This is a genomic window from Serratia proteamaculans (assembly GCF_008830365.1).
Lineage (GTDB): Bacteria > Pseudomonadota > Gammaproteobacteria > Enterobacterales > Enterobacteriaceae > Serratia > Serratia proteamaculans.
On the sequence record NZ_WBKI01000001.1, the window covers coordinates 1,565,648 to 1,584,711 of the forward strand.

Here is a 19,064-nt window from a genome sequence, read left to right on the forward strand (position 1 = left end):
CGTGGACCAGTCACTTTATGTGTAGACGGGGAAAATAATTTGCGCGAGAGCGCAGTCGCATTACCCGAATTTAGCTAAGCAAAAATCCAGCCATTGTGACGGCCAATACATATTTTCTGTTCATTCATCCTACATATCAGAGGCAAAACGCGGGGATTCACTACCGCGAGGAGGCGCTGTGGGGCGATCAGGTGGCAAACTCGTCGCAAAATTTTTCTGCTACTTCAGTCGTTGTTCCCATGCAGCCTCCCCCCTTCGCACCAGAAACGTGCAATGGCGGGTGCAACCCTGACGCCGGGGATTTTGTGGTGATAAACAACAGGGATAAACAAGATGAGTGCCGAAAAACAACGCAACATGCTCATTCCATCAGCAAACGCGCTTTTCTTGCAGTTTAGTGCTTTGACAAAGCCGCACCACCCCGCTATTATTCGCCCCGTTCACACGATTCCTCTGTAGTTCAGTCGGTAGAACGGCGGACTGTTAATCCGTATGTCACTGGTTCGAGTCCAGTCAGAGGAGCCATATTAGAGAAGCCCGCTCAGGGAAACCTGAGCGGGCTTTTTGCTTTTAGGGTTTGGTTAGCGATGGTTAAACGGGCATAGATGCAAAAATCAGAGCCTCTCATACGATAGTGATTATAATGAACACCATTACTGCTTTATCCTCAGTTGTGATTTTGTAGGTCATGTGATACCGGTCGATATTTCTTGTGTCGGTACCATGCTTTTCACTTTGCTTTAAAACACTTTGGGGAGTCGCCGGGAACGATGTCTACGTGCATGACACTTATTTCTTTGGATTACATTATTTTTCGTACATTTTAAGTTGAGTGAAGTTTATTTTTATTCTCCATATTAAAATTCAGTAAAAAACCAGATGGAGTTTTGATCCCGTCCCAGGTGTGCATTAACATTATTGAATTGCATCAACAACTCATTTATAAAAATAACCAAAAAACTTTAAGTAAACCATTTACTTAATAAAATATTTTGGCGAGAAAATCTTATCGCTTATTTTTTCCACGCCATCCATTCCACCTCAACTTGCTTACTTGCAACTTTTTCATCGTTAGCATGCTTTATCATATATTGCTCTTTAAAGTTTTTTGCACTTATTAACAAGCTGGCATCCGACAGGTTGTCACTCTCTATTCTGGCTATCGTATCCCATATTTTTGAACTTAACTCGAGGTCTGTCTCCTCTTGCATCATTGAAAAATCAAGCAAGTGTGAAATAGAAACATCTTCATTTCCCTTCGCCAGAGAAAAATAATCAATGACTGCAATTGGATGCATGACATAATATCCATCATTACCATCTGGATTTTTACTTGAGTGTACTTTATCCCATGTACAAAGGAGCTTTACTATTCCAGATTGAACATAGTCTCCTGACAAATAACCTATAACTCGTGCGTCATGCCTTACTAATACCTCCGGTCTTGTTATATTTTCATCAGATAAAAATTGTTGAAGTTCTTCAATCTTACTAGAAATAAATTCTACTGGAAACTTCTCCACACTGAAATTATATTTGGATGATATACTGCTGAGCTCTCGTACAGATCTATCCCTTACTGCATAAAATGAAGAATCTGACATGTCGGCGCTAACATTACTAAGTCTGACCCCAAACACTTTCACATAATCATTAAAAGTAACATCTGCATTATTTTTCTTGTATTTTGAGTAATGGCTAACAAATGCATTTCCAGAATGTGAAAGATCAACATCCTGCTCTATTATATGTTTGTAATCGCGACAGGCTTCTATCAGATGGCTTGCAACTTCCTCCATGTAATCATATGGAATTATGGCTTTAAAACTATGATTTGAAATTAACTTATATAATGAAGAACCTGATTGTGAAAACCTATCTTTTACCTTATCAAATAATAAACTACAGATTATTGGTATAAAAACAGAAGAATCTATATAAACATTGAGATTTTCTGTTCCACCCAACGCATTTATAAGATGAGATGAATTTGTATTTAGGAAAGCATCATATAATTTTGCACAAGCAACATGCTTAGCAAAATCTGAAGTGGCGAAAAATGCGGAAAGTTCCTTAAATATTTCAGATGTTTGATCTTGACCAAAATTCGATGCAATAATTTCTCTAATTGAATTGTAAGCATCATTATGCTTTAATTCACCGTCATAAGTACTATAGTTTTTCCCAGATAGATAAATTGTTAACTCTAGGAAGTTATCTACAAGTAAATCTTGAATTCGATCGTCAATATCTGTTGCTAAACTAGATACTTTATCTTTGAAATCAATTTTTAATATTTCCAGTTCAAGCTCTGTGGTTTTTTTCAGTCCAGCAAATCGATCTTTTTCAGGTGCCGAGAGAGTAATCACTCCTCTTTTATTTATTATTTCACCTCCTTGCAAAAGGCTATCTATGTTCGAATTGATCTGTACCAATTGATTTTCTTGAATGTTAAAAACTGTCTTTATTTCATTTAGTAAGGAGTTCCTAGCAAAGCCATTAATCTCCCTTGAAAGCACTGACATTATTATCGATTGAAAAAATCGCTGTCTAAGATCCTTTGTTTTTTGATCGAATAATAAAAGTGAAGAGACTGCTTCATTTTTTGGACCAAGATATTCTTTCTGTTTCTCTGTAGCAGGACCAACATTTACCCCCATCAATAACAGTGCATCCTTTACCTTGTTATGATTTATCAAACGTGTAGCAATAGCTTGGCTGTCATATTTATTGATTGTAACTCCATGCTTTAAAAAAATCTCCTCTTTTATTGTTGCGTATGTGCCTTCTGGTATCCTACGTGAAGATAGGAAATACATAATATTCGTGTCATAATTTTTTTTCAGCTTGATAGCATCCGAGTTTATTTTATTTTGCCATTTTTTTTCTACGGAAATTTGAATTCCTATATTTACACCGCTTGCAGGCATAACTGCTAAATTAAAATCCTTACCACCATCGTAAGGTCCATCGCAGTAGTCGGCATCCCCTAACCCAATCAATGGTACTACAATTGCGGCTATTGAACGAAAAACAGATACATCGGTTGCTTCAATCAATCTGGCAAATGTCTCAATGTTCATATTTACCTTATATAGTTATGCATTCTAATTATTACTTTGATAGGGATTTGTCAAACTACTCTATCAAAGAAATGTTGACTAAAAGTGGAGATTCAGACTGCTTTATCCATATTTTTACTCATGCAAAGTTAGCGCAAACATACCTATAAGCCAATAGTTTTCCAAGAAAATTTAAATTATTACCGGTTAAATAAACTCAAAAATCATGCGAGTTGCTAAGGTTTTTACTAAGGTACCTCTACAGGATTTATGCCGATGACGACGTGTACATTCCGTACAAAGTCAAATTTTCCGATCTCTCCTTCATGTCCGCTCTTGGCACAAAGCCAACGGTCAGGACGCCCCCATCATAACCAAAACTCTTCCAGTTGACTTAGTACCCCCCCCCCCTAAATCAACAACTTCACCCGATCATAAATCAGTCGGTCCTCGAGCCGCGCGGAGCGGGCGTGCTGGCGCAGGGTGCGGATCAGGTTATCAATCAACGCGTGGGCGGCGGTACTGAGAATGCTGTTACGCCGGGTGACGATATTCAGCCGCGCCAGGTCACAGCCTTCCTGTAGCGCCAGCGGTTGCAAGCGTCCGGCAAACTGCGGTAGTCCGAGCAACGGTGCCGGGCACCAAGTGCACATGTCTGCCGATTCCACCATTGCCTGTAGCATGCCAAGGGAATGCGCATGAATAATGCGGTTCGGATCAAGCTGAGCGCCGTGTCGGCTGAACAGTTGGTGGATTAAATCGTCATAATTTTCTGGCGTATAGTTCAGCACCCAATCCTGCTCCAGCAATTGGTGGACTGAGGTGCTTTGGCCCAACGGATGGCCGTGGCGCACCATCACCGCCGTTTCATAATCCAGCAATGGTTCACAATGAAACTCCTGCGGTGCCATCGAAGCCGGAAGCGGCGTGATGGCGAAATCCATCGTGCCCTCTCGCAGTTGGGATTGTGCGTTGGCCATCAGGCTTTCAAACAGCTCCAGTTTTACCCTGGGCATCTTTTTGCGAAAGGCCATCACGGCCGCCGGTAACACCGTCAGCATCAGCCATGGCGTGATCGCCACCTTCACCTGTTCTTGCGCCAACCCGCGCAGGCCAGCCATTTCATTGTTGGCCTGTTCCAGTTGGTTTAACACCAGCCGGGCGTGAGCCAGCAGCGTTTTCCCGTAAGGCGTAAAGCCCAGCCCGGCCGGTGTACGGATCAGCAATGGCAGTTCCTGCTGCTGTTCCAGCTCACGCAGGGCGCGCGTGACCGCCGCCTGTGAAAGCCCCAACTGCCGTGCGGCGGCGCGGATGCTGCCACCGTCGGCACTGGCGACCAAGGCCTGTAACTGATGTAGTTTCATCACGCCCCCTGACAATCAAAGGTTGTCAGCATAACCGAACGACGGCTCCCCGGGCAAAAGGTTGTTTGTTAGTCTCCGAAGTACCTTGTTCCCGGTTATTGATTGCATCGGGAACCGAATACTCCAGTTGGAAACCCTGATGACTCATTCGCTGGTCTTACCTGAAATAGCCGCTGTTCAGCACGAAATGGTCGCCATTCGTCGCCATATTCATGCTCATCCCGAACTGGGATTTAACGAGTTCGCCACCAGCGATTTGGTGGCAAAACTGCTGTCCGAATGGGGTTATCAGGTCACGCGCCATATAGGACAAACCGGGGTTGTCGCCACGCTGCAACGCGGCGTGGGGAAATCGCTTGGCTTGCGTGCCGATATGGACGCGCTGCCGATTGAAGAAACCAGCGAATTGCCCTATGCCAGCACCCATAGCGGCGTGATGCACGCCTGCGGCCATGATGGCCACACCACCATGCTATTGGCGGCGGCGCGTTATCTGGCGCAGCGGTCTGACTTTACCGGTACCCTGCACCTGATTTTTCAGCCAGCAGAAGAAGGCGGCGGCGGTGCCCGAGTGATGATGGAAGACGGGCTGTTCGAGCGTTTTCCCTGCGATGCCGTGTTCGCCATGCACAACGTGCCCGGCTTCCCGGTCGGCCAACTGGGCTTTGCCAACGGCCCCTTCATGTGCTCGGCCGATACCGTCAACATCACCCTGCATGGCCACGGCGGCCATGGCGCGGTGCCGCAGCATACCGTTGATCCGATAGTAGTCTGTGCCGCCATCGTGATGAGCCTGCAGACCATCGTATCCAGAAATATCGATCCGCAGGAAACGGCGATTGTGACCGTGGGCGCGATCCAGGCCGGTCATGCAAGCAATGTCATCCCCTCGACTGCCACCATGACGCTGAGCGTGCGCGCGCTGAATGCCAATGTCCGTCAACGGCTGGAAGACCGCATTACGGCACTGGTGGAAGCACAGGCCGTCAGTTTTGGTGCCCGGGCAGAGATTGATTACCAACAGGGTTATCCGGTGTTGGTAAACCACGCGGCGGAAACTGAGCTGGCGCGAACGGTCGCGCTGGAATGGGCCGGTGAAAGCCGGGTTATCCCCAACCTGCGCCCGATTACCGCCAGTGAAGACTTCGCTTTTATGCTGGAGAAATGCCCCGGCAGTTATATCTCAATTGGCAACGGGGAAAGCACGCCCGGTAACTCGCTGCATAACGCCGGTTACGATTTTAACGACGAGTGTTTGCCGATTGGCGCCACTTATTGGGTCAAGCTGGTTGAACGCTTCCTGGCTTAATCCCTTTTTGAACACCACTTCGCTGAGGAAAACCAAATGAAAACAAAAAGTAGCCTGGTTTTATTGCTGCCACTGGCATTCAGTTTCGCCGCCTTTGGCGGGGAGTTCAGCGGCAAGGTGATTAAGCTGGGCATAGACCCCACCTTCCCGCCGCTGGAATACAAAACGGCGCAAGGAGCCCTGACCGGGTTCGGTGTGGATATCGCTCAGGCGCTGTGCGATGAAATGCAGGCCAGGTGCGTGTGGGTCGAAAGCAGTTGGGACGGGATGATCCCGGGATTGCAGGCAAAAAAGTTTGACGCTATCGCCTCCTCAATGACCATTACGCCGCAGCGCGAAAAGCAGATCGCCTTCTCAAACAAGGTTTCTAACGCCCCGGCGCGGCTGGTGGCACGCAAAGGCAGCGATCTGCAACCCACGGCGGCTGCGTTGAAAGGCAAGTCAATTGGCGTGCAGCAGGGCTCCAGCCAGGAAGCTTATGCGAACGCACTGTGGCGACCGGCCGGTGTCAATGTCGTTGCCTATCAGAGCCAACAGGAAGTGAATGAGGATCTGGCCAACGGCCGGTTGGATGCTTCGTTGCTGGCCAGCGTCAGCGCCAGTGAATTCTTCAAAACGCCCGGCGGCAAGGACTTCGCCTTTACCGGTGCGGAACTGAACGACAGCAAATATTTTGGCATTGGCGATGGTATTGGCGTGCGTAAAGAGGACAGCGCATTACTTGATGCCTTCAACGCGGCGCTGAAAGCCATTATCGCCAACGGCACCTATAAGAAGGTGAACGATAAATACTTTGATTTTGATATGTACGGTGCAGGTGAATAACGGCGAGGCAGACTAAAAGGGCCAGGCGAGTGCCTGGCCCAATAAAAACGGTTACTTCACTTCGCCCATAGCCTTCAGCTTTTTGGACAGTTCGCGACGTTCTTTAGACAGATCGGCATTTTTGATGATGTAGTCATCAACGCGATCTTCATAGTCGCTACGCATGTTGGCAATGATGCCCTGAACATCTTCAATGCTCATGCCCGGCTTGATGTACTCACTCAGGTTATCGAGCAACAGCACACGCTTCTGGTTGTCGCGGACTTTCTTCTCGTTGTCGACAATTTCACGCTGCAGCTTATTTTTACGTCGGAACATACGCACAAACTCCAGAACGTCCTGGAAACTCGGCTTATTTGCATTATCCATCTTCATACCCTTGCTTTAGTAATACACAGATTCATTTGCTTACGGCCACAATGAGACCAAGATACAGGTTTGTGGCGCTCAGACACAACACTCATCGCCCTATCTTACTCACTTTAGCGCCGCGACAAAAACCCGAAGCGCCTGCTTCATGATCTGGCCCCCTATTCACGCTCGCCGGCGGTACACACCTTGAGCAAGTCACCCAGCTCTTCCAACTGCTGCGTCAGTTCCATGCTCAACCATACGTAGCCGTAGATCGGTGCTTCACCATGCTGGCTGACGCTGGCTTCCTGCATCAGGGTTTTCAGCTCCGCAGCGATTTCGCTCAGTTCCCCTGCCGCCATCGCCCGCTGCGCCTGCGGGCCGTTACGCATTGTCTCCGCCAGCGCTTCCAGCGAGCGTAGCGTCAACAGTTGCGCACTGCGCAGGGTTTTGGCATTCAGCATAATAAAATGGGTTTCGCGCGAGGCCCAGTAAGCGTCGGCCAACAGCTCCAGGGTACAGACCAAATTGCGGCTCAGCGTCTGCACCGCTTCGAATACCGCTTTGGGAATATGGGTTTCTTTGCTGCTGGGCACAATCAGCCCGCGCAATTTGACCACCTGATTCAGCAAGTCTTTCAGTTGCGGCTCCAGCCGTGGCCGTTCGATCATGTTCGGGGACAGATAAGCGCCGTAGATCTTGCCCGCGCTTTGCAGGCAATCCGCCATCTGCATGCGCCACAGGATGTAGGCGCGCTGTGGGTAAATACTGGTGAACAACAACGCCAGCAGTGAGCCAAAAATCACGTCGCCGCTGCGCCACAGTGCAGTGTGCATATCACCGGCCCCCGCGCCACAGACCACCGCCAGCGTAATACCCACCAACAGCGCCATATAGGGCCGTTTGCCGAGCGTAAGATAGCCGCAGAAAAACATCACCACCCCGCACCACGCCAGCATTAAGGGGAGTGAATACAGCTCAAGATACAGCGCGATCAGGCCCGAGGCGGCACCAAACACCGTGCCGGCGATACGCTGCAACGCCCTTTGCAACACGTTGCCCCAAAACGAGATCGGCCCCATCACCACCACCAGGGTAATCAGCGGCCAGGTGCCTTCCGGCACTTCAAGCAGGCGGATCAGCAGGAAGGTCAGGATAAACGCCAGCCCAATGCGCACACCGTGCACAATGCGGTAATGGCGATAAGTCAGACGTTCAAACGACGATATTTTTCTGTCGAGGCGCACAATGCATCCCGTTATCGATGGCGAGAAAGAACATCAGTTTAGCGGAGGAAGGCAGGCGGAGAAAAGGCGGATAAGGCGTCCCCTATCCGCCGTCAGACGTTAAGCGGCATATTTATCCACCAGCGCGCGCAAAATGGCGGCGGTTTCCACATCCATCACCCCGTCGTACTGCCGTTGACGGAAATGCAGCTGGAAGGCGCGCACCAGTTGACGATAGCCTTCGGCATCGGTCGCTGCCGAGGTGTCGTAACCGTATTTAGCGAACAGCGCCAGCAAATCAGGCTGCGCCGGCAGGCCGTGGCACTGATACTCATGCTGGTGACGTTGCTTCACCGCTTCGTCATACCAGGCGCCTACACCTGCCTGATATAGCTGGTGCCACGGAAACTTCGGACCGGGATCACTTTTGCGGCCCGGAGCAATATCGGAATGCGCCACCACGTTGACCGGCGTGATATCCGGATAGCGTTGCAGAATGTTCTGCGCCAGTTGGCTGACCGCCGCAATCTGCTGCGGGTTAAACGGCGGGAAGCTAATGTCTTCGCCATCGCCGCTGGCCAGATTGACGATCTCAATGCCAATCGACGTATCGTTGAGATTATTGCGATTGCCCCACTGACTGGCCCCGGCATGCCAGGCGCGTTCCACTTCATCGACCAGGTTGAAAATGCGCACGCCGTTGAAACCGGCGGCCTGATAGCTTTGATCTTCAGGATCCGGCACCAGATAATGGGCGCTGACCGACTTGCCGGTCAGTGACTGCACCGAATCGGCAAAGTTTTGCGCCGTGTAATGCAGCACCAGAAAACGCACCCGGTGGCCAAAGCTGGCTACCGAACGGTAGCTGTTGTAATCCATACTGAACATAATAGATTCCTTGTTAGTTAAACTCGCGTACCACAGTCATTGCAGGATCCGTTCCGCTCAAGCGGCCGCAACGTACAGCGACCCTACAATGTCTTTGCGGACCATGTCCACCCGTTCATGTTTAGCTAATTGCTAAAGTTAAAGCAAGAAATATTTAGTGAAAGCAATATTTACCTTTTTGCTAAAGAGTGCGATCATCCGACAATGGAAACCAAAGAAATAAGACGCAATAATTTGCGCGAGCTGATGGCCAGCTACGCCCGCCAGGGTGTTAACCAGAACGAGTTTGCGCTGCTGGTAGAGTCCTCTTCGCCGACGCTCAGCCAAATCAGCGGTGAAAAGTCATCCCGCAACCTGGGTGATAACCTCGCCAGACGGATCGAGGCCAAACTGAATCTGCCCAAGGGCTGGTTTGACGTTTTCCATGAAAAAGAGCTGGTACGGCCGTTTGATAACGTGGCGGCAGAGTCGGATTTTCAACCTGCCCGCCTGAAGCCGGTGGTATGGGAAGACACCGAACAGGACAAGGAAGAGTTTGTGGAAATCCCGCTGCTGGATATCAATTTTTCTGCCGGCGACGGCTGTTATGAAATCGTCGATCGTGAAGAGTTTTCGCTGATCTTCCGTCGCTACTATCTGCACAAGATGGGGGTGGCAGTGAATGCCGCGCGCATCATCCGCATTTCGGGCTCCAGCATGGAACCGCGTCTGCAAGACGGCGATGTGGTGGGGATTAATACCGATGACATCCGCATTCGCGAAGGCAAGACCTACGCCATTCGGCACGGTAATCTGCTGCGGGTAAAAGTGTTGATAGAACAGCCCGACGGCGGCGTCACTATTCGCTCCCTGAACCGGGAAGAATACCAGGACGAACACCTGAGTTATCCGCAGCGCAAAGACCAACTGGTGGTGCTGGGCCGCGTTTTCTGGTCTTCTTCGTCCTGGTAATAAGCCGGGCGCCGTGGGTCGGCGCCTTGCTGTTATTTAAAATCAACCACCATCTGCTGCTGGATCGATAACCCACGCGTGGACTGCACGCAACAGTCGATATAGTCGGTAAAGCGCGGCGGCTTCGGCATGCCCAGCTTAAGGATTTTGTCATTGCTGAAACGCACGTTAAGCATGGCGAAAGATCCATACAGGCGCATCGCCTTCAGCATCAGTCGTTCGTTACAAGGCCCGAAAATATCCTTCAGCTGCTTGCGCATTTTCAACAGCGCTTCGTAACTGACCTGCGCGTAATGATCGCCAAGCGGCGGTTTTTCCAGCGCGGCGGCAATCGCACGGTCAATATCCGCAAAGCTGACGCTGCTCTCTTCACCGGCGGAGATATGATAAACATCATTATCCAGCGTTTCGCTGTTCAACAGCATCACCAGCGCATCGGCACAGTAATCGACCGGGATCACGTCGATGTTGTCCTGCAGTGAACACATAAACTTGCGCAGCATCAGCGCCATGCTGAACACCCAGAAAATGCTGCTGGAAGGCTGGCAGCCCAGGCGAGTATGCCCCACCACGATCGAAGGACGGGCAATCACCAGCGGCAGCTGCGGACAGCGTTGGCGCATTAGCTGCTCGATGGTCGATTTGGAGCGGGTGTATTCCACCAAATGCTCGGCGGTTTCTTCAAATTCACCACTCTCTGCCACCAGAGAACCCGGTTCCGGCGCACAAGACATGGCGGTACCCACGTGCAGGAAACGTTTTAATCCAGACACCTGCGCCATTCTCTCGGCAAAGGCCAGCGTGCCTTCGACGTTCACCTTCCAAATAAGAGGATTGTTGCCAAACGAGGCTACTGCGGCACAATTAATAACGTGCGTTACATTGTTAATTCGTGTGTCCGCTAAAAAGTCAGCGGGCTCACCTAAGTCGCCCAGCAATATATTTTCTATCGTGATCTTTGAAAATAAATCAGCATCAACATTAAACTTTTCCATATTCATTCGAATACGTTCCAGTCCCTGCTGTGCATTTTCAGCCCGCACTAACAGAAGATAGTTAATAGACTGATTTTCTTTAATTAATTTCTCGAGAACCGCACCACCGAGAAAGCCGGTAGCACCGGTTAACAGCAGAGTTTTCATAATAAGTGTCCACATTGGTATTGAATGCTGCTGATTGTATGTGGAAACAATTAAACGAATACTAAATAAAACTCAGTGGCATCTATTTATCTTTTCTTAATATTATCTTAAGGAATGTTCTGAAACATCACGAAGGTATTTGGTAACACATTAACAAAAAAACAAACCATAATAATGTGGCCGTTGACATTCCATTGAGAGAAACTCTGATTTAATTTCCTGGCAAATTCTATTACCTTTTCTCATCCGGAGTATTTATGAGCTATAACCAAAAAGTCTGGCTGGGCATCCTGGTCCTGTGCAGCGTTTTCTGGCTGGCGGTGATCGGCAGTGTTTTCTCGGCCCATAGGGCCTTCGAGCACGCTAATCTGCAAAACCGGCAGGATTTTGCCGCCCGATATGCTCAGCATTATCATGGTGCTGCGGCACCCGGCCACAGCCTCCAGGCAAAGTCGCCGACTTCTTGAGACTCCCCCCAGAATGGGTAGGGACAAGCGCTGCCAAGGATCCTATGATGCCCTATGATTTACAGGGAGAATAATATGGGTCGAAAGCTGGATAGCTTACCGCAAGCAGAGCGTGAAAAAATTGAAGTCGATTTACTGGCCCTCAGCGTCATTTACAACGAACGCTATGGCATTACCGTCAATGACGCCACCAACGCCGAACAACAGGTGCCCGATTATTTACGCCCCTACTTTCATCTGCGCCTGAACTACTACCGCAGTGCGTAATGCCGCGCATTTCGGTGATTAACACTAACGACTCGTACATCTCGCCGTTACAATAGAGGCATATTCCCTACGCCACGTGAGAGATGCGATTTTGAGCAGCAAGGCACCGGCCACATTCTACATTCACGACTACGAAACTTTCGGTATTAGCCCATCACTGGACCGCCCGGCGCAGTTTGCCGGTGTGCGTACCGATGCGGATTTCAATATTATCGAAGAGCCGTTAGTCATCTACTGCACCCCGGCCGATGACTACCTTCCCGATCCTGAAGCGGTGATGATCACCGGTATCACGCCGCAACTGGCGCTGGCCAAGGGTGTCAACGAAGCCGACTTTGCGCGTCAGATCCACCAGGCGTTCAGCGTGCCCGGCACCTGTATTCTGGGTTACAACAACATCCGCTTCGATGACGAAGTCAGCCGCAATATTTTCTACCGCAGCTTCTATGATCCTTATGCCTACAGCTGGCAGAACGGCAACTCACGCTGGGATCTGCTCGACGTTATGCGTGCCTGTTATGCACTGCGCCCGGACGGCATCGTCTGGCCGGAGAACGAAGACGGCTTCCCCAGCTTCCGTCTGGAGCACCTGACCCGTGCCAACGGCATCGAACATGAGCATGCCCATGACGCGATGTCGGACGTCTACGCCACCATCGCCATGGCCAAACTGGTTAAACAGGCGCAGCCACGGCTGTTTGATTTCCTGCTGCAGCACCGTAACAAGCATAAGCTGAACGCCCTGATCGACATCGCAGAAATGACACCCCTGGTGCACGTTTCAGGCATGTTCGGGGCCGCACGCGGCAACACCAGTTGGGTCTCGCCGCTGGCCTGGCACCCGGATAACAAGAACGCAGTGATCATGTGCGATCTGGCCGGCGATATGACGCCGCTGCTGACGCTGAGTGCCGACGAGCTGCGTGAACGGCTGTATACCCGCCGCGACGATCTGGCCCCCGGGCAATCACCAGTCCCAATCAAACTGGTGCATATCAATAAATGTCCGGTGCTGGCACCGGCCAAAACCCTGCTGCCGGAAAACGCCGAGCGGCTGGGTATCGATCGTCAGGCCTGCCTGCAAAACCTGCAGTTGTTGCGCCAGCATCCGCAAGTGCGTGAAAAAGTCGTCGCGCTGTTCGCCGAAGCCGAGCCTTTCAAGGGATCGGATGATGTCGATGCGCGGCTGTACGACGGTTTCTTCAGCGATGCCGACAAGGCGGCGATGAAGATTATTCAGCAGACCAAACCGCAGAACCTGCCGGCGCTGGATCTGACCTTCAGCGATAGCCGCATGAAGGAGTTGCTGTTCCGTTTCCGTGCCCGCAACTACCCCAATACGCTGGATGACGCCGAACAACGCCGCTGGTTACAGCATCGTCAGGAAGCCCTGAGCGCCGAACGGGTGCAGAGCTATGTCCTGCAACTGGAATCGCTGTATAACCTGCATGAAGGCGATCAGGAAAAGACCGCGCTATTGAAAGCGCTGTTTGAGTACGGCAAAGAATTGGTCGGCTGACAAAAACAACAAAGGGCGCCGAGGCGCCCTTCTTAATACTTACTGAATAAAGCTTAGGCTACGTCTTCGCTAGCCTGTGGTACCGGCAGGCGGAAGCTGCGGGTCACAAAGGCCAGGTAAATCAGGCCAATTGCCGCCCACACCAGGCCCAGCGTCATGGAGCTGGCTTCCAGATTCAGCCACAGCGCGCCCACGGTCAGCGCACCCATAATTGGCAGGATCAGGTAGTTAAAGGTGTCTTTAACGGTACGGTTCAGCTTGTCGCGAATATAGAACTGCGAGATCACCGACAGGTTCACAAAGGTAAACGCCACCAGCGCACCGAAGTTAATCAGCGCCGTTGCGGTAACCAGATCAAACGACACCGCAGACAACGCAATCACGCCGACCAGCAGCACGTTCAGTGCCGGGGTACGCCATTTCGGGTGCACATAACCGAAGAAACGCTCCGGGAATACGCCATCACGACCCATCACATACATCAGGCGCGAAACACCGGCGTGCGATGCCATGCCTGAAGCCAGTACGGTCACACAAGAGAACACCAGGATCACCGACTGGAAGAACTTGCCGGCCACGTACAGCATGATTTCCGGCTGAGACGCGTCAGGATCTTTAAAGCGTGAAATGTCCGGGAAGTACAACTGTACAAAGTAAGACACCACGATAAAGATGATACCGCCGATCAACGCCGTCAGGAAGATGGCTTTCGGGATCACGTTCTCTGCGTCTTTGGTTTCTTCAGACAGCGAACTGATGCCGTCAAAACCGAGGAACGAGAAGCACAGAATGGTCGCACCGGTAATCATCGGCACCACGTGCGCACCCTCAGACCAGAACGGACGGCTGCTGATCAACGTACCGGCACCTTCACCATGTGAAATACCGTTCACTACCAGGAACAGGAACACGATCATGATCGCCACCTGCACCACCACGATAATGGAGTTCAGGTTCGCCACCAGCTTGATGCCGCGCAGGTTGAACAGCGTCATCAGCGCGACCAGTGCCGCCACGAAGATCCACGAAGGCACTCCCGGGAAAATGGCTTCCAGGTAAATCTTGGCCAACAGGATGTTGATCATCGGCATGAACAGGTAGTCCAGCAGCGACGACCAGCCCACCATAAAGCCGACGTGCGGGCTGATGGCTTTCTGGGCATAGGTATAGGCAGAACCGGCGGACGGGAATTTCCGTACCAGTTTGCCGTAGCTCAGTGCGGTAAACAGGACCGCCAGCAGAGCAAAGGCGTACGCAGTGGCGACGTGACCATCGGTCAGGCCGGATACGATGCCAAAGGTATCGAAGATGGTCATTGGCTGCAGATAAGCCAGCCCCATCATCACTACCGGAACTAAAGTCAGGGTTTTACGCAGCTGTGCGCGTTCAGCCGGAGCGGCATTGATGATGTTATCGGACATGACGCAGCCCCCCCTTACCTTCAGCCTTGCGGAGCGTAGACACGCCAAGACTTAAGGTTGCGGGGAAACTTCGCAACTTGCGACTGAATTCAAAAAGAAGGGGATTGGAAGCTGGATAACGAGTCAAGGCGGCCTTGGCTGCTCCATAATCGCTGCGACCGCAGCGGAAACCGGCGGGCACCGGTGCTAAAGTGAAAAATTGCCCCATCTTTCTTATCCTCATGAGTCACGACCATAAAGTTTTATTTGATCGCGCACGAAACTATTTATCTATCCGGATCGGTGTCCGGCCTCGCTTGGTGTATGAAACGCACAGTTTGTAGAACACAAATGCAAAAAAAATAACCGACGCGTTAAAACGTCGGCTATCTGCATTAGGGATATTTTGCACCAGAAACCCTCCTGATGACAAGATCAGGAAGGCCTGTTAAACAAATTCTTTTCGCGATCGTTCGGAAATGCGCCCTTATGGGTGAATTAATCCGCTATCTTCACTTTCACCGATCAACTTAATGACGCTCAGTTTACGCCCCCTCAGGCATTTTTCAACATCCAGTCGATCTCGGTTTCCGTCACCAGCCGTTCGAACTGCATCAGTTCATCCATTTTGCAGGCGTGATAAACATGCGCGAAACGCTCGCCGAGATACTGCGTCAGTTCGTGCTGATGCTCAAATTCATACAGCGCATCGCTTTGGCGGATCGGGAACGGCAGCCCTTCCTGCTCCAGCCCGTTGCCGGTCACCGGCTCAGGTAATGGCAGTTCGTTATCCAGCCCGTAAAGAATGCCTGACAGTATCGCCGCCACCACCAGATAAGGATTGGCATCGGCGCCCGCAACGCGGTATTCCACCCGATGATTCTCCTGCTCGCCGCAGGGAATACGCAGTGCAACGGTGCGGTTATTGTGTCCCCAGGATGCCTGGGTAGGCACATACATTCCCGGCTGAAAACGACGGAAGGCGTTAATATTGGGTGCCAGCAGCGCCATGGAAGCCGGCATTAAGGTAATCATCCCGGCCAACGCGCGATGCAGCAATGTAGAGTCTTCGCCGTCCGCTTGCGCGAACAGGTTGTTGCCGTTGCCGTCGAGCATGCTGATATGTACGTGCATGCCGCTACCGGCGTATTCCTCATAAGGTTTCGCCATAAAGGTGGCGTGCAAGTGATGATTTTCCGCCACCATTCGCACCAGACGCTTTAACCCCAGCGCATGGTCACAGGCCAGCAGCACGTTATCGGTATGCTTCAGGTTCACCTCGAACTGGCCGGGTGAGGCCTCCGCGACCGCGCCGTCCGCCGGCAAGCCCTGCATCTGTGCCAGGCTGTCGATGTCGTTTAACACCTCGGCAAAATGATTCAGGTTATCCAGCGAGTAAACCTGGCTCTGCATATTGCGCTCCTGGGTACCGGGCGCACAGGGTGGCTGCAAATACCCCTCTGAGTCTCGCTGTCGATCAATGAGATAGAACTCCAACTCTACCGCTACCACCGGGAACATGCCGCGCTGGCGCAACGCCTGCCACACTCGATTCAGGACATTACGGGGTTCAACGTCAAAGGGAGTGCCATCTTCATCCAGCATGGTCAGCAACACCTGACCGATATTATCCGGGTCCGCCGCTGACGGTGTCAGTGAACCGAGCACCGGCAGACAAACGCGGTCCGGCTCACCCAGTTCCTGGCCCAGGCCTGCCTCTTCCACCACATTGCCCAAAATATCCATAGCGAATACCGAGGCGGGGAAGTAACAGCCTTTTTCCAATTTTTTCAGTCCGGAGACGGGAATACGTTTACCGCGGAAGGAACCATTCAGGTCAGTGAGAAGGATATCGATATACTGCGTTGAGGGGTGGCGTTCCAAATAGTGAGCAACCTCACGTTGGAACGCGCTACTTCGCCTCTCTTCATTATGCTGTGCAAAATTTTCAACTGCTGCGATATTGGTTTGCATACATCACCCGCCATTATGCTCTGAGAACGCGCTTGCGTTCGCCTGCCGATAGGTTCAACACATGGTCTGATTTCTCTGTAGACTGCGCCAGAATGGGCGCTCAAAATAACATCCATAATATGAAACATAGCCTTAACACAAATGGTTTGCAAATGTTACAATCCTGTTTGATTATTCGCCACCGACTGCTAAATTGATAAAATATTGACCGAAAAGGCGTTAACTGCCTTTTTGTGTACAGAATTTCGTCCGCCAGAATGGGGGTGGTCATGGGCAATATATTTTCCATATCGGTCACAACTACCGATATCATGCTGTGTCGAACTCACTCAGACAGGCACCTGACACCGATATTCATTTCTGCCTGTCGTCCCTACCAGAAGGAAGTACCGCTATGAGCGAAGTCAGCTTGGCACCAGGCAAGCGCCTGTCACAGATCCGTCTGCAATTGGGTTTGTCGCAGCGCCGGGTCGCCGAACTGTCCGGGTTAACCCACAGCGCAATCAGCACTATCGAGCAGGACAAGGTCAGTCCGGCCATCAGTACGCTGCAAAAATTGCTGAAGGTTTACGGGCTGTCGCTGTCGGCATTCTTTGCCGAACCTGAGGCCACCAATGAACCCAAAGTGGTGATCGAGGCCGAAGATCTGATCGAGATCGGCAGCCAGGGCGTGTCGATGAAGCTGGTGCACAACGGCAACCCAACGCGCAATCTGGCGATGATGCTGGAAACCTACCAACCCGGCACCACCACCGGAGAGAAAATCAAGCACCAGGGCGAGGAGATTGGCACCCTGCTGGAAGGCGAGATCATGCTGACCATCAACGGCCAGACCCACAGTCTGAGCGCCGGCCAGAGCTATGCGATTAACACCGGCATTCCCCACAGTTTCAGCAATACCTCGGCGCGCGTCTGCCGCATCGTCAGCGCACATACCCCCACCACCTTCTGACCCCTTGGGGCGGAGGCGTTATGCAGGAACATGTCGCCAGTTATTATGCCGCTACCGCCAACCCGTTCGCGCCCTATCCGGCGCTGAACGGGCCGGTCCGCTGCGACGTCTGCATTATTGGCGGCGGCTTTACCGGCCTGTCGTCGGCGTTGCATTTGGTTGAGGCCGGTTACGATGTGGTGCTGCTGGAAGCCGCCCGCATCGGCTGGGGCGCCAGCGGTCGCAACGGAGGTCAGGTAGTCAACTCCTACAGTCGTGATATCGATGTGATCGAAGCGCGCTATGGCGCGGATACCGCAGCGATGCTGGGCAGCATGATGTTCGAAGGGGCAGAGATTATCCGCCAGCGCATCGATCAATACGCCATCGCCTGCGACTACCGTCCCGGCGGCATCTTCGCCGCTCTGAATCCAAAACAACGCGATGAGCTGCAGCAGCAACAGATCCGCTGGCAGCGCTATGGCAATCACCAATTGGAATGGTTGGATCAGCAGGCTATCCGCCGTGAGATTGCCAGCGAGCGTTACGTCGGCGGGCTGTTGGATCACAACGGCGGCCACCTGCATCCACTCAATCTGGCGCTGGGTGAAGCCGAGGCGGTACGCCGTCACGGCGGGCGGCTGTTCGAACAATCTGCCGCCACGCGCATCGACTACGGCGAAACGGTCAAGGTGCACACTGCCCAGGGGTCGGTCAGCGCCAACTTTGTGATTATTGCCGGCAACGCCTACCTCGGTGAGCAACTCGAACCCCGCCTTAGTCGCTTAAGCATGCCCTGCGGCTCACAAGTTCTCGCCACCGAACCGTTGTCCAGTGACATGGTGCTGTCGCTACTGCCCAATAATTTCTGTGTCGAAGACTGCAATTACCTGCTGGATTACTTTCGCCTGACCGCCGACAACCGCCTGCTGTATGGCGGTGGCGTGGTGTATGGCGCCCGCGACCCTGCCGATATCGACGCGTTAATCCTGCCCAAGCTATTGAAGACTTTCCCGCAACTGAAACGGGTGCGGATTGATTACCGCTGGAGCGGCAATTTCCTGCTGACGCTGTCACGTATGCCGCAGTTTGGTCGGTTGGAGAATAACGTCTATTACATGCAGGGCGACAGCGGTCATGGCCTGACCAGCACGCATTTGGCGGGCAAGCTGATCGCCGAAGTGCTGCGCGGCGATGCCGAACGCTTTGACGCCTTCGCCAAATTGCCGCACCTGCCTTTTTTGGGTGGACGCCAGCTGCGCGTTCCCTTCACCGCCCTCGGCGCGGCCTACTATGCGTTGCGTGACCGGCTGGGGTTCTAGTGCCTGCCCGACCAGATTTTTTTGATCTCAGTTATGCCATTTAGTTTGTTGCGGAAATCGCAATCT

The 19,064-nt window shown here is 51.8% G+C and carries 16 protein-coding genes and 1 tRNA gene; 9 read left to right on the forward strand and 8 right to left on the reverse strand.

The features are described 5' to 3' along the window. Window positions 1–449: 449 nt before the first annotated feature. Window positions 450–525, forward strand: a tRNA-Asn gene (locus tag F8R23_RS07435). A 488-nt stretch (window positions 526–1,013) separates the two neighbouring features. On the opposite strand, the gene F8R23_RS07440 is transcribed toward F8R23_RS07435, so the two are convergent. Further along, window positions 1,014–3,083, reverse strand: a complete 2,070-nt coding sequence (locus F8R23_RS07440; RefSeq protein WP_129936496.1) for a hypothetical protein — start codon at window positions 3,081–3,083, stop codon at window positions 1,014–1,016. A gap of 389 nt (window positions 3,084–3,472) precedes the next feature. Continuing rightward, window positions 3,473–4,426 (reverse strand): LysR family transcriptional regulator, encoded by a 954-nt coding sequence (locus tag F8R23_RS07445; RefSeq protein ID WP_129936497.1) that lies wholly within the window; start codon window positions 4,424–4,426, stop codon window positions 3,473–3,475. A gap of 139 nt (window positions 4,427–4,565) precedes the next feature. Here F8R23_RS07445 and F8R23_RS07450 point away from each other — a divergent pair, with 139 nt between their 5' ends. Both F8R23_RS07450 and F8R23_RS07455 read left to right on the forward strand, forming a co-directional pair. Then, window positions 4,566–5,735, forward strand: coding sequence for a M20 aminoacylase family protein (locus F8R23_RS07450; protein ID WP_151415445.1), 1,170 nt, complete (start codon window positions 4,566–4,568; stop codon window positions 5,733–5,735). Window positions 5,736–5,771: 36 nt separating this feature from the next. Next, entirely contained in the window at window positions 5,772–6,560 is a 789-nt protein-coding gene (locus F8R23_RS07455; protein WP_151415446.1) for an ABC transporter substrate-binding protein, read from the forward strand. Window positions 6,561–6,611: 51 nt separating this feature from the next. Here F8R23_RS07455 and tmaR read toward each other — a convergent pair whose 3' ends face one another. From tmaR to F8R23_RS07470, 3 genes are all read right to left on the reverse strand, one after another. Beyond that, window positions 6,612–6,929 carry a PTS system regulator TmaR gene (gene tmaR / locus F8R23_RS07460; RefSeq protein WP_020827737.1) on the reverse strand — a complete coding sequence of 106 codons (318 nt, stop codon included), beginning with the start codon at window positions 6,927–6,929 and terminating at the stop codon, window positions 6,612–6,614. 161 nt (window positions 6,930–7,090) lie between these two features. Beyond that, a complete protein-coding gene (locus F8R23_RS07465) occupies window positions 7,091–8,158 on the reverse strand; it encodes an FUSC family protein (protein WP_129936500.1) in 1,068 nt (355 codons plus the stop codon). A 99-nt stretch (window positions 8,159–8,257) separates the two neighbouring features. Next, window positions 8,258–9,025, reverse strand: coding sequence for an N-acetylmuramoyl-L-alanine amidase (locus tag F8R23_RS07470; protein ID WP_129936501.1), 768 nt, complete (start codon window positions 9,023–9,025; stop codon window positions 8,258–8,260). Window positions 9,026–9,229: 204 nt separating this feature from the next. On the opposite strand from F8R23_RS07470, the gene F8R23_RS07475 reads away from it, so the two are divergent. Next, window positions 9,230–9,976 (forward strand): S24 family peptidase, encoded by a 747-nt coding sequence (locus F8R23_RS07475; RefSeq protein ID WP_129936502.1) that lies wholly within the window; start codon window positions 9,230–9,232, stop codon window positions 9,974–9,976. 32 nt (window positions 9,977–10,008) lie between these two features. Here the strand turns inward: F8R23_RS07475 and F8R23_RS07480 are convergent, their stop codons facing one another. Further along, window positions 10,009–11,118, reverse strand: coding sequence for an SDR family oxidoreductase (locus tag F8R23_RS07480; RefSeq protein WP_129936503.1), 1,110 nt, complete (start codon window positions 11,116–11,118; stop codon window positions 10,009–10,011). A gap of 257 nt (window positions 11,119–11,375) precedes the next feature. Between F8R23_RS07480 and F8R23_RS07485 the strand changes: the two genes are divergently transcribed. The 3 genes from F8R23_RS07485 to sbcB all read left to right on the forward strand — a co-directional run bounded on the left by F8R23_RS07485 (window position 11,376) and on the right by sbcB (window position 13,371). Then, window positions 11,376–11,585, forward strand: a complete 210-nt coding sequence (locus tag F8R23_RS07485; protein WP_129936504.1) for a hypothetical protein — start codon at window positions 11,376–11,378, stop codon at window positions 11,583–11,585. Window positions 11,586–11,660: 75 nt separating this feature from the next. Continuing rightward, window positions 11,661–11,852 (forward strand): DNA polymerase III subunit theta, encoded by a 192-nt coding sequence (locus F8R23_RS07490; RefSeq protein ID WP_129936505.1) that lies wholly within the window; start codon window positions 11,661–11,663, stop codon window positions 11,850–11,852. A 91-nt stretch (window positions 11,853–11,943) separates the two neighbouring features. Next, window positions 11,944–13,371 carry an exodeoxyribonuclease I gene (sbcB, locus tag F8R23_RS07495; protein WP_129936506.1) on the forward strand — a complete coding sequence of 476 codons (1,428 nt, stop codon included), beginning with the start codon at window positions 11,944–11,946 and terminating at the stop codon, window positions 13,369–13,371. A 53-nt stretch (window positions 13,372–13,424) separates the two neighbouring features. On the opposite strand, the gene F8R23_RS07500 is transcribed toward sbcB, so the two are convergent. Both F8R23_RS07500 and F8R23_RS07510 read right to left on the reverse strand, forming a co-directional pair. Continuing rightward, window positions 13,425–14,792, reverse strand: coding sequence for an APC family permease (locus tag F8R23_RS07500; protein ID WP_012145931.1), 1,368 nt, complete (start codon window positions 14,790–14,792; stop codon window positions 13,425–13,427). Window positions 14,793–15,326: 534 nt separating this feature from the next. Further along, window positions 15,327–16,745: a glutamine synthetase family protein gene (locus F8R23_RS07510; RefSeq protein WP_099063742.1), complete on the reverse strand. Its 1,419-nt coding sequence runs from the start codon at window positions 16,743–16,745 to the stop codon at window positions 15,327–15,329. Between the two features lie 394 nt (window positions 16,746–17,139). Here F8R23_RS07510 and puuR point away from each other — a divergent pair, with 394 nt between their 5' ends. Continuing rightward, window positions 17,140–17,697 (forward strand): HTH-type transcriptional regulator PuuR, encoded by a 558-nt coding sequence (gene puuR, locus F8R23_RS07515; protein WP_129938383.1) that lies wholly within the window; start codon window positions 17,140–17,142, stop codon window positions 17,695–17,697. 20 nt (window positions 17,698–17,717) lie between these two features. Further along, complete coding sequence (locus tag F8R23_RS07520; RefSeq protein ID WP_129938384.1) at window positions 17,718–18,998, forward strand: NAD(P)/FAD-dependent oxidoreductase; 1,281 nt, start codon at window positions 17,718–17,720, stop codon at window positions 18,996–18,998. The last annotated feature ends 66 nt before the right edge of the window (window positions 18,999–19,064 follow it).